This is a genomic window from Paraliobacillus salinarum, assembly GCF_014083865.1.
In the GTDB taxonomy this organism is placed as follows: Bacteria; Bacillota; Bacilli; order Bacillales; family Amphibacillaceae; genus Paraliobacillus; species Paraliobacillus salinarum.
Map to the genome: position 1 here is coordinate 1 of NZ_JACEFA010000009.1, position 12,946 is coordinate 12,946.

The following is a 12,946-nucleotide window of genomic DNA, read 5'->3' on the forward strand; positions in this document are numbered from 1 at the left end:
ATAATTCGCCCATGGAGAACTTTTTTGGTTTACTAAAACAAGAGATGTATTACGGAGAGGCACTGTGCTCGTTTGAAGAATTAAAAAATAAAATTAAGGAACATATCAATTATTATAATAATAAGCGCATAAAGCAAAAATTAGCAGGCATGAGTCCAGTTCAATACCGAATTCACACCAGCCAATTAGCTGCTTAATATAATACTCTAACTTTTTGGGGTCACATCAAAAATGCAGTGCTTCTTGATTGTAAATTAAAGTTTTACGATAGGTGACGGAACCCATTATAACAAACAGTTTCCTTTTTTGAAATTAATGATTTTCTTCGTACATAGCTGCTTCTTTTGTTTGATGAACCGTACCAAACGGATGCTCAGGCGGTGCATAAATCGAATATAGTTTCAGTGGACAATTACCTGTATTCACAAGATTATGCCAAGCACCAGCTGGAATCATAATTGCATCTCCATCTGTTACATATTGTCTGAACTCTAACTGATTTGGCCCTTTGCCCATTAACACAAGTCCTTGACCTGCTTCTATTCGTAAAAACTGGTCTGTATTAGGGTGTGTTTCTAAACCAATATCTTCACCTACTCCAATACACATTAACGTAACTTGCAGGTGTGTTCCTGTCCATATCGCAGTACGATAGGTGTTATTTCTTTTTGTAGCTTCCTCAATATTGACAACATAAGGACGACCACCAAAGTCTTGACACATCGATTGCATAGTATAAGGGTTAGCTTGCTGGTGGGAATGATTCCAATTCATATAGTTAGGATAAGCATTCATCATAGGCATCCATTGATTTTGTTGATAAGCTGGGTAATTATAATACACGCGTTCTCCTCCTCTTTTCTCCATTTCTATTTATCTTATGCAACTGCCTATGGAAATGGAAACAGATTAGAGGTAGATTGGGCGCAGGATCTTGCTAAATTGTTTATCTATAATCATACAAATGAGCTTTATCATTTTAAATAGATGACAAAGCTCATTATTGAGTATATATGAAATTTTTTATTGTTTTATTGTACGAATATGAAAAACAAAGTAATAATGCTTATACAAAGCAATTAAAACTAATAGTATTTTCAACCATAGATAATCAACGATAAAGATAGATAAAAGAATCATCGAATCAGCCATAATGTTAATATATATCTTTTTTCTAAGTGTGAGCGCCCTCTCTCTTAGAAACGGCTCTACTTCCTTCATGTATAGTTTCGTTCCCTTAAACCAAGTATCCAAGCGATCAGATCCTCTAAAAAAACAGATCGAAGCCAATATTAAAAAAGGAATACTAGGTAGCAATGGTAAAATAACACCTAGGAACCCTATCGTCATAAAAATAAAACCAAATAATATGTAAATTGCCTTTTTCAAAACTTGAAACATCATCATACTCCTCAATAAAACACTCTATTTACTATCAAGTATAATGAATTTACGCTAACAATGCTACTCAACCATTTTTAAAAATGCTTTTGTTTTTCCTCTTAGTATTTTTTAAAAATCCTCTTAGTATTTCTACTAAGAGGATTAAGTTATTTTCTGAAAAATATTTATTTATTCTTACACTCACGTTCTATAAAACACCATCATTTTGCATTTCTGCTAAAAGCTCTTCAGCTAGACGCAGATAATTATCCCAAGCTGTATTTCTTGTTGTATAGCCACTTGCAGCATAGTCACCTGATTCACCAATTGCAGGAAGATCAGAAAGGTCTAATAAATCCTGTTTTTCAACAACGCTCTCATTTAAAGCATCCATCTGAACATTAAAGCCAATACGTGAAGGCTCATGGTATTCTACGCTTTGATATTTAGATTGTCGATAAAATCGTTTTAATGCTGGATCTTCAATCTCATTTGGTGAATCAGCAAAAATTTCGTCGTATGACACAGAAATTATTTTCTTATCACTTACTACTACCTTTAGTAAACCAGTAAGTCCACCATCTAACTCTTCTGCGATGCTATAATATTTTTGATCAGATGGCTGATCTAATGTAGGTTCAATCTTTTCTGCTAGAGGTACCATTGCTTGATTAATACTATTAGATGCTCCAGATACTACATCAAACTCTCCTGTAATTCGTTGTTCATCTTCCATTTGTTGTTCAACTTTTACAACACTTTGAATCCAAGCAGCACCCTTCTTCTCACCCATAGAGAAGTTGTACTCAGACATACGTTTCGGCACATCTTGGAAATAACGGTGGTAATAGTTCGGTCTTGTTTGCTCATTAAACTCCACATGTGCTATTTCCCCATTATTTGTAACAACTTCCAATTGACCTAAGTGGCCTTGTCTAAAGCGTTCTTCCGCATAATAGTAATCACCCTTAGTAATTCCCAGTTCTGGCTGTATGCTCCACTCTAAATCTGTTTGTTCCTCTCCAGCAGTCGCTTCTTCGTCCTCGCCTGAACAAGCTGCCAATAAAGCAACAAGTAGCATAATGCTAAATAAACTTGCTAGTCTTGATTTGGTTAAATTCATATGTACCTCTCCTTTTTTATGACTGAAAGTTTGTGATATATTTAACATACTTGATCATAAGGAAAGGCACAATGTAAGAACTAAGGATTAAACCCTCATAAAATACAGATTCAATGTTCATCAATTATTTGACAGTTTTTAAATGCTACTGGAGAGTATCCAGTATATCTTTTGAAAATCTTTGAAAAGTATTCTACATTTTTATAACCTAATTGATCTGCTATTTCATAGTTCTTTAAACCATCTTTTAATAAAAGCAGTTTTGCTTTCTCTATTTTTGTCATCATTATATAATTTTTTACTGTTATACCTGTCTCTTGCTTAAAAAGATTTCCTATATAATTTTTCGTAAGGAACAAAGCTTGTGCAATGTTACCCATATTAATTTCTTTGTCCATATTATTCAGTACATAATGACAAACTTGTTCTACAGTCGGACATGAATATGACTGATAGATAAGACGTTTAATGATTGAAACACAATATTCTACTCTTTTCATCAATTTTTCTTGTATCATTTCAAGTGTTTGGTAATGCGTCAAGCTTATACTACTATGGGAATTCATATCTAAAAATTGATCTATCCAACTATATTCTCCTTTTAAGTGAGAAAAAAGATCCCTATAAAATTTTTCTAGCAGCAGTGCGGTCTTCAACCGATCATTATCTAATGTTGTAAAGGCATCTTCTACAATACTTTTCATTAAATCAACAGCTTCCATATTTCCCTTTTTAACTAATTCAATCATGACATGTAACTGTGCTGTGGGATAAAATAAAGTTGTTTGCTCTGTTAATTTGTTCTCTAAAGTTTGAATGTGCGTTTGCACTTGATTGCTTTTTTCCAACTTACTTTTAACCTTATTTAATAGTTCTTCTAACCCTTCTTCACTTACTGGTTTTACTAGATAATTAAAAATACCATTTTCAATCGCCTGCTTTGCATAATCAAACTCGCTGTGTTCACTTAAAAAAACTACACATTTCGCTAAATCATTTTGTTGCACCTCTTTTAAGAGCTCAACACCATTTATTCGAGGCATTCCTATGTCAGTTATTAGTAAATCAACAGGAGCTTGTTGTAGTTTTTCAAGTGCATCTTGTCCATCTTCTGCTTCAGCAATAATGCTAAAATTAGAATCTTCTCCCCATAATGGAAGTCTTTTTATCTGTCTTCTTATAATTTCCATGTCATCTACAATCATTACCTTGAACATTGTTGTCACCCTCTTTATGTTAATCGTTGATGAAAGGTATCGTGAAATACAGTGTTGCCCCTTGATTCTCTTCCCCTTCAATCCAAACATTACCACCGTGTTTTTGAATAATTTTTTTTATTGTAGCAAGACCAATACCTGTCCCTTCAAAATCGTTCGTACGGTGCAACCGTTGAAATACATGAAAAAGTTTATCCGAATACTTCATATTAAATCCGATACCATTATCTTTAATGTAAAAAATGTAGGCATTACCAGTTTTTTTGCAACCTACTGTGATTTGAATGGTTTCTTTATTTCTCGAAAACTTAATTGCATTGGATATTCCGTTTGACATGACTTGTTTAAAAAGTGTGTTATCGACAGAGATTGTTGGGAACTCACCTTCAAATTTTAATTGTATATTGGATGTTGATGCTACAAACTTTTGCTCATTAAAAACCGTGCTCACTATATTCTTTACATCTATTTGTTCTTTTTTTAATGTAGCCTTTGATGTTATAGCATACTCTAATAATCTATTAGTTAAACAAATCATATTTTTACTTATGTCCTGTATAGATTCGATCATCTCATTTGCATCATTATTCAGGGCTCGACCATAGTCCTCTTGCATCATTGTGCTGTATCCTTCAATTGCTCTAAGAGGAGATTTAAGATCGTGCGAAATGGTATAGGCAAAACCCTCTAATTCAGAAACAGTAGTTTCTAATTCAGCAGTTCTATTTGCAATCCGTTGTTCTAACCCTTCATTTAAAGCTTTAATTTCCGTTACTGCATTTTCAAGTTGTTTTTCTCTAATTCTTAAATCATCTTGTACTTCGAGCATTCTCTGGACATACCGAACCGTAATTCCACCCATGATGAAAAATAAGATAGTAGTAAGTAAGAAAGTAATCTTTGTTTTTTCGTTGGGATGCAATAACCAATACAGTATGTGATGTTGATCAATAATATAGTTGTGAATTGCAAGAATAACAAGTGCGAAACTTAATCCAAAAAGTACAATAGTTATCATAATTTTAGTATTATGTTTAGCACTATTGGTAGTTTTAAGCCTGAAAAATTTCCTTACAAATGGTAAGAGAAGTAACGCATCACAAAGCGCCAAAAAAATAGATTCTACAATGATTCCCTTAATTGCAAACAATAAGAGCAATTCATTATCAATGCTTGTTATGATGTCTGTGTTCCAAACAGGTGGTTGGATATTGTTTAAGCGAATCAGTAGTGGAAAAATAAACAAATAAATTAGCATACGTAGAATAATGTAAACAAACTGCAGAAAATAAATATTAAAGTAAATACTTTTACTTTTCTCTCTTTTTTGGGAGCCATAACCATGTATAATAATCCACAAACACAAAGAGATAGCCGGAACCAATGATGCCCATCCATTATAGCTTCCTAAAATAAAAGGATATACAATTACTAAGCCCAAAATTATGCTTACTACACCAAATTTTATGCCCCACGCTAGAGATACTAATAGTGGCAATATAAGACTCCATGTAAAGTTAACTGAAAATCCGTTAAAGTCAAAACTACTTGATAGAAATATCCCAATAAAACCAAAAAAACCCATCGCTACTGAGACAAAAATTTTATATAAACTAATATCTTTCAACTGATTGACGTACATATTTTTAATCATTTTAGTAATCTCCTAGATGTTATTGTCCATGCAATTAAATTATTTGCGCGTTTTTTGTGAATTTATTCACAATTATACTTATAAGGATTAGAAGGTTTGTCCCCATTTCCCATTTAAAAACTTCCTACAAAAGAACAGTTAATCTTTCTATTATTTTAACGTCATACAAGATAGTAAATCAAGGTGGTTTAGTATATAGCTAAAATAAGGTAACAATTGTAATTTTCATCATTAATTTTATAAAAGCTTAATTAATCGATTGATATGACAAAAGACTAATTGAAATTAAATGGGGGCTATAATATAATATATAGACCAGTCGGTTTATGAATGGAGAGATATAATAATGAAAGTCAAAGAAAACGCAAAAGTAAAATTATTAAAAACTGCTTCTCGGCTTTTTCAGTTGCAAGGTTATCATGGTACAGGTTTAAATCAGATTACAAAAGAAAGCGGTGCTCCTAAAGGGTCTTTATATTATCACTTTCCAAATGGTAAAGAACAACTCGCATTAGAGTCAGTTAAATTCACTGCTGAGTCTGTTGCAGAACAAATAGCAGTAGGATTGCAGCAATCAACGGAGCCAGTAAAAGCAATTCAAGATTTTATTAATGACTTGGCAGATCGTTTTACTAAAGAAAGCGCTAAAGATGGAATTCCAATTGCCGCTATTGCTCTAGAAACTTCACTTACAAGCGAAACATTAAGAAAAGCTTGCCAAACTGCTTATGGAAGTTACCAAGCTATTTTCACTAAAAAATTAATGGACGCAGGTTTTGACGAACCAAAAGCTAAACAGCTAGGTGTTTTTATAAATGCAACAATTGAGGGGGCTTTTCTTTTGTCATTTACTACAGGGAACAGTCAACCGTTGCAAATAGCTGCACAACAAATCCCAATCCTTTTAAAAAGAAGTTAAATTTATTGTTTATTATATAGACTGGTCTAATAAAAAACAGTTACATAATTAATTGCAGAAAGAAGGATGAAAATGAAAGTACTAGTCACAGGTGCTTCTGGAAATGTAGGTCAATATGTTACAAAAGCATTAATAGATAAAGGAGAACAAGTAGTTGTAGCAGGGACAAACATTAAAAAATTAGCACGTATGTTTAATAGTGATGTTGATTCTGTTTTACTTGATTTCACAAAAAAAGATACTTTCGATAATGCGCTTAAAAACGTAGACAGAGTATTTTTAATGAGGCCACCTCACCTTGGAAAAGCAGAAGATATGTATCCTTTTATCGATGCTATGAAACGTCATCAAATAAAACTGGTATCCTTTTTATCTTTAATGGGAATTGAATCGAATCCAATTCCTCCGCACTATAAGATCGAAAAATATCTTGAATCATCTGATATTCCTTTTGCCCATGTTCGTCCTGGTTTTTTTATGCAAAACTTGTCCGGAATTCACTCGGTGGAAATTAGGGAAAAGAATGAGGTTTTTGTTCCGGCAGGTAATAGTAAAACAAGTTTTATAGATGCTAAAGACATCGGTCTAGCTATAGCAACCGTATTAAATAACTCAGACATTCACAAAAATACTACGCATACAATCACTGGTGCAGAGGCTTTAGATTATTATCAGATTGCAGAAAAACTTAGTGAAATTACAGGAAGAGAAATTTCATACACTAAACCTGGATATTTAAAATATAGAAAGTACTATATCAATAATAGAGGACTTCCTAAAGCATATGTAGATGTAACCGTAGCATTATATTTTATGACAAGGATCGGTACAGCAAAAAAAGTAACAGATGACTTTTTTAAGTTGACTGGGAAAAAGCCAAGGACTTTCGAAACCTTCGCGCTTGAACACCTAAGCTGCTTCCAATAAACAAAATGGGACATTGGGGTCAGACCCTTTTGTCCCATTTCTACAATTATAATTCTCCTGATGTTATATTTCCTTTATACATAACTGCCTTCCGATTAGGAATTCGTGCTATAGCTTCTGCGGAACAAGTAGCATCCAAAAACACAATATTAGCATCGTCTCCTACTTTAGGCCATTGACGATCTCCTTTATTATCTAAAGGCATTTTCCCCTCTGTGATAAAGCCTAGTGCTCTTGTCAACGAATACTCATCAATCCAACCAAATTTTTCTGCCATTCGACTTGCTCTTTGTAGAAGATCCCCACTACCAAAAGGACTCCAATGATCGTTAATATTATCATTAACAATATGAACTTTAACTCCCTTTTCATGAAGTAACGGAATTGGCGGAGAGGGTACATCTATTGGTACTGTTGTAGCTACGCTAATTTGTTGTTCTACCATATATTCAGCCAACTCACTTACTTCCTCTATAGAACTTTCCCCCATACAATACGCGTGACTAATATTGACTCGCCCTTTCCAATTTGCTTCCTCTACCATTTGAGTAAGTCGTTTAATTGTATATAGACCTAGTGAGCCACCATCATGTAAATGTATATCTACATCGGCATTGAATTCTACTGCAATATCCATCATTTTTTCTAGAGATGCTTCAATATTGTTATCGATGGTAGCTGGATCTAATCCACCTACTACTTTCATACCATTTCGCATCGCGTCTTTCATTAGGCTTGCAGAATTACTTCTTAATAACCCATGTTGCGGAAAAGCTACTAATTCATAATTCAATTTATCTTTATATTCGTCTAAAGCATTTCTAACCCTTTCCATATTACCCAATCCTATAACAGGGTCTACATTACAATGGACGCGAGCAGAAGTTACTCCGTTGTCTGTAATCAACTGTAACAAGCTCTTCGCTCGTTCCGTTGTATGTGTTAGAAATTCAGGGAGAAATTCTACTTCCTCTTTTATCCGATCAAAAACACCACGAAAAGGTGTGCTTGCCTTCCATGGCCCCCCAAAATGTCCTTTATCTAAATGAATATGCTTTTCTGTAAAAGAAGGTAATGCCAATGATTGCTTAGCATCTATAACAGGTATATCACCCGATTCCAATTCACCTTTTTTAATGGCGACAACTTTACCATCTTTAATTAATAAGTGCTCTACTGTTTTCTGCGTAGAAACAATCTCATTATCTTTATACACAAAACCATTCTCTAACAAAACATTGCTTAACCAAAACTGATTATCCATACTCGACTCCTTTCAAAAATGGACAAGGAGTTAGACCCCTTGTCTCAATTAACGATGTAATTTAAAATTATAATGGATAAACCATAGATTAACAACTCCAACTCAACTCTTTACGCCCGTATTGTTTGTATTATAGATTGGAATTCCTCTAGTGAAATTTCCCCACGAGCATAGCGTAGTTTAGCAGCTTCTTCTGCTTCAATTACAGTTGTTTGCTTCTTTTGATTTGGTGAAACCATTGTTTGTTGTTTTCGGTTTTTAAATATCATATATAAAACAATCAAAATTAGTATAAGCAAAATGAAGCTCATAAATGAATTAGTAAACATTCCATCAAACCAATTTGAAGCTGAGTGCATTTCGTTATAACCATAAAATCCGCCGTTATTATTTCCAAAGGAGCCCATATGTCCTCCACCCATCATGTCATTTCCCTCTTTTCTGTTGATTGTATGTCAGTTTCAGTTCTATAGTAAAGCTTTTAGTTTATTATATTCTTCTGCAGATATTTGCCCTGAAGCGTATCTATAGTCAATAGTAGCTTTAATATTATTTGATGTATTATTTTTATTTGTTTGCATATTGCTGAATAGCTTTTGTAGCTCACCGTTTTGATACAAATAAAAAACAATCGCCAAAATTAGTAATAAATACATCATCTATTTCCTCCAAATATTATTTTTGTTTGATGAAATTTGGTAATCAAAGTCGCCTAATGCTATTAATTATGCATATTTCCCATTTCTCTAAACCCTCTATCTTCATTCGAGTCACGATTCATTCCTCGTTCTCTACTTTCAGGACGTTGCACATCAAAATTCCTATGCATCTCATCCATATACTGATACATCTCTTCATTATTCACATGTTCTTCTTCCATGTATCTTTCCATACTTTCGAAATCTTCTTCTGCCATCCAATTACCTGTTTTTTCAACGCCAACTTCCTTCGCATGCACAGGTGCTACTCCATCCATCCAATCATCCATTTCCTCGTATTGCGTTTCTTCTTCTTGAAAACGATTTTGGTGATCAATTGATTTCTCTCTATCATTTGTTCTAAAGCTTCTCATATGATCAAAGTCCATACCATTATTTTTCATAAATTTCTCCATACGATCAAAATCACCCATACGCATCCAATCGAACATTGTTTCAACATGAACGGTTGGATTCTCAAAAAAATTAGGTTGATTTACTTCTTCTTTTCCCGAAAATAACGATAAGCCCATTCCTCCAGAAAAAGCTACAGTTGCTGCTAATATTCCACTAAGTATGTTCATTTTTACATTCTCTCCTTGCTATGGTTGTTTTTGTTTTAGTTGAAAATCTTTATTATTAGCTAATTTGTTGCTTTATTTGTTCGTATTCCTCAGCTGTTATTTCGCCTCTAGCCAATCTAGATTTGGCAATTTCAAGCGCATCTGAATTATTTTGCTGATCATTTCGGTTTTGAGTAGATGATTGTTGATTGTTTACTCCTAAATAAATGAGATAACCAACTAATAAAATGATGACGATCATCATAAACGAACCACCTCCAAATCCAAACATTCCTGAACCATGTCCAATTCCCATCATCGCTTATCTCTCCTTTCAATACCCATATTACCCCCTATCCATGAAGAACTTATGAGCAACATATGTGAAAGTTATGAAGATTTTTTTTGAAAAAAAATGGGACATTGGGGTCAGTCCCCAATGTCCCATTACTTATTTGGATTTACTATAATTTTTCTTACAATAGTTGAAAATAGGTGTTCTTGTTCTTCAATTACTAGATCTGCTTTCTTAATATTGTTCATCGTTCTTCTATTTATGTTGGCTCCCCACATATTAACGGAAATGGGGTTTAATACATCCATTACTTTTCCTACTAATTCATTGTCACTTCTCATATGTTCTAGTAAAAGTATTTTTCCCTCTGGCTTACACACTCTGCGCATTTCTTTTAGTCCCTCGATTGGATCAGGTACCGAACAATAAACACAGGTAGCTACAACAAAATCAAATGTGTTGTCAGGAAAGTCCATCTGTTGTGCATTCATCTCCATCAATGTTACTGGATAAGTTAGCTCAAGCTTATCCGCTTTCTGTTTCACACGTGCTAACATCCCTGGACTGAAGTCAATACCCGTTAAATGCAGGTCGCCAGAATAGAACGGTAAATTTGCGCCTGTACCGATTCCAACTTCCAACACATTTCCTGATATATTCTTAAGCAAGCCTTTTCTCCAGCTTTCCTTGATCATTGCATCCATTGAATCATATATTTTCGAAACCCGATCATATCGCTTCTTAATCGTTTCAGTTAACTTTTGATCCATCTTACACCACTCCTTTGCATAAGATTGGGACAAAAGGGTCTGACCCCAATGTCCCACTTTTGTTTATTTGGTTGGGAGCTGCACTTTGGCTGTTGTTCCGACGCCTAGTTCACTTTCAATCTGAATGTTTCCGCCATGTGCTTCGACAAGAGCCTTCACGATCGACAATCCAATGCCTATGCCTCCTGTTTTTCGGTCGCGAGATTTGTCTCCTCGATAAAATCTTTCATATAAGAAAGGAAGATCATCTACATGAATTCCTTTTCCTTGATCTTGAACAATAAAAGTTAATTCATCGCTTGTTCCTTTAACAGTAATAAAAACACTTTTTCCTTCTGGTGTGTATTGCAACGCATTGTTAATTAGATTAGTTAAAATCTGAATCACTTTATCACGATCTCCAAAGAACCAACGCTCACCCTCAGAATAGTCGATCTTTAAATCCACACCTTTCTTCATAAATAAAGAACTAAATTGACTTTCAATAGAAGACAATAATTTCCCCACTTCAATCTTTGTCTTATCTAATCTGATTTGAGGGTTTTCTGCGGCAATCAATTTTTCTAATTCATTAACTAAGCGAACTAATCGCATCAACTCATCATGGCACTGCCCCAACTTATTTTCATCCGGCTCCCATACCCCATCTTGAAAGGCTTCGATATGACTTCTTAATGTAGCAAGCGGTGTTCGAATCTCATGAGCAAAATTTGCCGTGAATTGTTTCCGCAATGATTCCTCTTGTGCCAATGATTCAGCTAATTCATTAAACGACTCACCTAACGGGCGCATTTCATCTGTCAATTCTTCAACAGGTACTCGACTTTTCCGTTGTGAATTACGGAACCCTGTAACCGCATGAATAATTTTTTTCAAACCTGAAGTTAATCGATTAGAAAATAATAAACTGAATAGCACTGATAAAACAACCGTGACAATTACAGCGAGTATAATATTTCGTTTAATTTCATTTAAGAAAATAAAATCCTCACCCGTTAATTCGTCTGGGTAAAAAACAACCAAAGCTCCGACGGTTCGTCCGTTTTTAGTCAAAGGATAGGAATCTGATTGTAAATCATCTGTCGCATCCGACCTTGAGCCATGCATACCATTCATCATCCCCATCATGGAATGAGACGAGGTAGTATCTAATAACAAATCACCGTCTCCGTCATAAAGCTGATAATATAAGTCCTCTGACATCGCATGCCGGTGCGTAATATCATCTATTTGTTCATTCATTAATTCACCATTTCTTTCATATTGGGAAATGGCTATTTGTTTAATTTCCTCGACTTGCTCTTCTCTACTTTTTTGAAGATAATTAGAGAATTGATTTTCCACACCGAAAAAAATAGTGAAACTCGTAATAAAAACACCACTTAAAGAAACAATTAATAGATAAATAAATATTCTTGATCTAAAGGTTAGATTCATCCTTTTCTCCCCCAAACTTATAACCCATTCCAAATACGGTGAGAATAAATTCCGGATGACGCGTATCTGTTTCGATTTTTTTCCGTAAATTCTTTATATGCGTATCAATGCTTCTCTCGTACCCTTCAAAATAAATATCATCTTCTTGTATCTTTTCTAATAAATCAGCCCTGCTGTAAACTCTACCAGGATAACTAGCCATTGTTATTAAAATTTTATATTCATTAGGAGTGAGTGATAGTATATGCGAATCGAATTTCACTTCTTTTTTAACATGATCTATCATTAGTTTTTGATTGTTAAAACTAAGTTGCTTTGCATTCGTCAACTGTTGTGTTCTTCTTAACAAAGCCTTCACTCTCACTACCACTTCTCTCGGGCTAAATGGTTTTGTGACATAATCATCCGCTCCAATGACGATTCCATTTATTAAATCGTCCTCGGAGGATTTAGCAGTCAGCATAATAATTGGTACATTACTATCTTTTCTTACCAATCGACATACTTCTTCACCAGAAATATCAGGTAACATTAAATCCAACACAATTAAATCTGGTCTCTGCTCTTTCGCTAGCTTCAAGGCTTCTACACCATTAGAAGCAAAATATATTTCCCATCCTTCTTTTTCGAAGTAGGCTTCTAACACCTCAAGTATTACTTTTTCATCATCAACTACAAGTATCTTAGCCATACAAT

The 12,946-nt window shown here is 34.2% G+C and carries 16 protein-coding genes; 3 read left to right on the forward strand and 13 right to left on the reverse strand.

Annotated features, from left to right (window positions below; all coding sequences use genetic code 11):
• Positions 1 to 197: IS3 family transposase (locus tag HP569_RS09565; RefSeq protein WP_182199027.1), on the forward strand; the 197-nt coding region annotated here is incomplete at its 5' end.
• Between the two features lie 115 nt (positions 198 to 312).
• Here the strand turns inward: HP569_RS09565 and HP569_RS09570 are convergent.
• From HP569_RS09570 to HP569_RS09590, 5 genes are all read right to left on the reverse strand, one after another.
• A complete protein-coding gene (locus HP569_RS09570) occupies positions 313 to 867 on the reverse strand; it encodes a cupin domain-containing protein (RefSeq protein WP_182200956.1) in 555 nt (184 codons plus the stop codon).
• Between the two features lie 156 nt (positions 868 to 1,023).
• Positions 1,024 to 1,401: a YbaN family protein gene (locus tag HP569_RS09575; protein ID WP_182200957.1), complete on the reverse strand. Its 378-nt coding sequence runs from the start codon at positions 1,399 to 1,401 to the stop codon at positions 1,024 to 1,026.
• Positions 1,402 to 1,591: 190 nt separating this feature from the next.
• Entirely contained in the window at positions 1,592 to 2,506 is a 915-nt protein-coding gene (locus HP569_RS09580) for an FMN-binding protein (protein WP_182200958.1), read from the reverse strand.
• Positions 2,507 to 2,616: 110 nt separating this feature from the next.
• Positions 2,617 to 3,723 (reverse strand): response regulator, encoded by a 1,107-nt coding sequence (locus HP569_RS09585; protein ID WP_182200959.1) that lies wholly within the window; start codon positions 3,721 to 3,723, stop codon positions 2,617 to 2,619.
• A 19-nt stretch (positions 3,724 to 3,742) separates the two neighbouring features.
• Positions 3,743 to 5,377, reverse strand: a complete 1,635-nt coding sequence (locus tag HP569_RS09590; protein ID WP_220464458.1) for a sensor histidine kinase — start codon at positions 5,375 to 5,377, stop codon at positions 3,743 to 3,745.
• 346 nt (positions 5,378 to 5,723) lie between these two features.
• Here HP569_RS09590 and HP569_RS09595 point away from each other — a divergent pair, with 346 nt between their 5' ends.
• Both HP569_RS09595 and HP569_RS09600 read left to right on the forward strand, forming a co-directional pair.
• Positions 5,724 to 6,296: a TetR/AcrR family transcriptional regulator gene (locus tag HP569_RS09595; RefSeq protein WP_182200960.1), complete on the forward strand. Its 573-nt coding sequence runs from the start codon at positions 5,724 to 5,726 to the stop codon at positions 6,294 to 6,296.
• Between the two features lie 66 nt (positions 6,297 to 6,362).
• Positions 6,363 to 7,223 (forward strand): SDR family oxidoreductase, encoded by an 861-nt coding sequence (locus tag HP569_RS09600; RefSeq protein WP_246367075.1) that lies wholly within the window; start codon positions 6,363 to 6,365, stop codon positions 7,221 to 7,223.
• 46 nt (positions 7,224 to 7,269) lie between these two features.
• Here HP569_RS09600 and HP569_RS09605 read toward each other — a convergent pair whose 3' ends face one another.
• The 8 genes from HP569_RS09605 to HP569_RS09640 all read right to left on the reverse strand — a co-directional run bounded on the left by HP569_RS09605 (position 7,270) and on the right by HP569_RS09640 (position 12,941).
• Positions 7,270 to 8,487 (reverse strand): amidohydrolase, encoded by a 1,218-nt coding sequence (locus HP569_RS09605; RefSeq protein ID WP_182200962.1) that lies wholly within the window; start codon positions 8,485 to 8,487, stop codon positions 7,270 to 7,272.
• Positions 8,488 to 8,597: 110 nt separating this feature from the next.
• Positions 8,598 to 8,912 carry an SHOCT domain-containing protein gene (locus HP569_RS09610; protein WP_182200963.1) on the reverse strand — a complete coding sequence of 105 codons (315 nt, stop codon included), beginning with the start codon at positions 8,910 to 8,912 and terminating at the stop codon, positions 8,598 to 8,600.
• A 42-nt stretch (positions 8,913 to 8,954) separates the two neighbouring features.
• Positions 8,955 to 9,146: an SHOCT domain-containing protein gene (locus tag HP569_RS09615; protein WP_246367076.1), complete on the reverse strand. Its 192-nt coding sequence runs from the start codon at positions 9,144 to 9,146 to the stop codon at positions 8,955 to 8,957.
• Between the two features lie 62 nt (positions 9,147 to 9,208).
• On the reverse strand, positions 9,209 to 9,769 hold the full coding sequence (locus tag HP569_RS09620) for a hypothetical protein (RefSeq protein ID WP_182200964.1): 561 nt from the start codon (positions 9,767 to 9,769) through the stop codon (positions 9,209 to 9,211).
• A gap of 55 nt (positions 9,770 to 9,824) precedes the next feature.
• Positions 9,825 to 10,067, reverse strand: coding sequence for an SHOCT domain-containing protein (locus HP569_RS09625; protein ID WP_182200965.1), 243 nt, complete (start codon positions 10,065 to 10,067; stop codon positions 9,825 to 9,827).
• Positions 10,068 to 10,195: 128 nt separating this feature from the next.
• Positions 10,196 to 10,813 carry a class I SAM-dependent methyltransferase gene (locus HP569_RS09630; protein ID WP_182200966.1) on the reverse strand — a complete coding sequence of 206 codons (618 nt, stop codon included), beginning with the start codon at positions 10,811 to 10,813 and terminating at the stop codon, positions 10,196 to 10,198.
• Positions 10,814 to 10,876: 63 nt separating this feature from the next.
• On the reverse strand, positions 10,877 to 12,250 hold the full coding sequence (locus HP569_RS09635) for a sensor histidine kinase (RefSeq protein ID WP_182200967.1): 1,374 nt from the start codon (positions 12,248 to 12,250) through the stop codon (positions 10,877 to 10,879).
• On the reverse strand, positions 12,234 to 12,941 hold the full coding sequence (locus HP569_RS09640; RefSeq protein WP_182200968.1) for a response regulator transcription factor: 708 nt from the start codon (positions 12,939 to 12,941) through the stop codon (positions 12,234 to 12,236). The genes HP569_RS09635 and HP569_RS09640 overlap by 17 nt, the downstream gene beginning before the upstream one ends.
• Positions 12,942 to 12,946: the final 5 nt, after the last annotated feature.

Coding starts and splice junctions, on each gene's coding strand:
- HP569_RS09570 (WP_182200956.1), bottom strand. CDS start 867: ATGGAGAAAAGAGGAGGAGAACGCGTGTATTATAATTACCCAGCTTAT.
- HP569_RS09600 (WP_246367075.1), top strand. CDS start 6,363: ATGAAAATGAAAGTACTAGTCACAGGTGCTTCTGGAAATGTAGGTCAA.
- HP569_RS09630 (WP_182200966.1), bottom strand. CDS start 10,813: ATGGATCAAAAGTTAACTGAAACGATTAAGAAGCGATATGATCGGGTT.
- HP569_RS09575 (WP_182200957.1), bottom strand. CDS start 1,401: ATGTTTCAAGTTTTGAAAAAGGCAATTTACATATTATTTGGTTTTATT.
- HP569_RS09605 (WP_182200962.1), bottom strand. CDS start 8,487: ATGGATAATCAGTTTTGGTTAAGCAATGTTTTGTTAGAGAATGGTTTT.
- HP569_RS09580 (WP_182200958.1), bottom strand. CDS start 2,506: ATGAATTTAACCAAATCAAGACTAGCAAGTTTATTTAGCATTATGCTA.
- HP569_RS09615 (WP_246367076.1), bottom strand. CDS start 9,146: ATGATGTATTTATTACTAATTTTGGCGATTGTTTTTTATTTGTATCAA.
- HP569_RS09640 (WP_182200968.1), bottom strand. CDS start 12,941: ATGGCTAAGATACTTGTAGTTGATGATGAAAAAGTAATACTTGAGGTG.
- HP569_RS09620 (WP_182200964.1), bottom strand. CDS start 9,769: ATGAACATACTTAGTGGAATATTAGCAGCAACTGTAGCTTTTTCTGGA.
- HP569_RS09590 (WP_220464458.1), bottom strand. CDS start 5,377: ATGATTAAAAATATGTACGTCAATCAGTTGAAAGATATTAGTTTATAT.
- HP569_RS09595 (WP_182200960.1), top strand. CDS start 5,724: ATGAAAGTCAAAGAAAACGCAAAAGTAAAATTATTAAAAACTGCTTCT.
- HP569_RS09625 (WP_182200965.1), bottom strand. CDS start 10,067: ATGATGGGAATTGGACATGGTTCAGGAATGTTTGGATTTGGAGGTGGT.
- HP569_RS09610 (WP_182200963.1), bottom strand. CDS start 8,912: ATGATGGGTGGAGGACATATGGGCTCCTTTGGAAATAATAACGGCGGA.
- HP569_RS09635 (WP_182200967.1), bottom strand. CDS start 12,250: ATGAATCTAACCTTTAGATCAAGAATATTTATTTATCTATTAATTGTT.
- HP569_RS09585 (WP_182200959.1), bottom strand. CDS start 3,723: ATGTTCAAGGTAATGATTGTAGATGACATGGAAATTATAAGAAGACAG.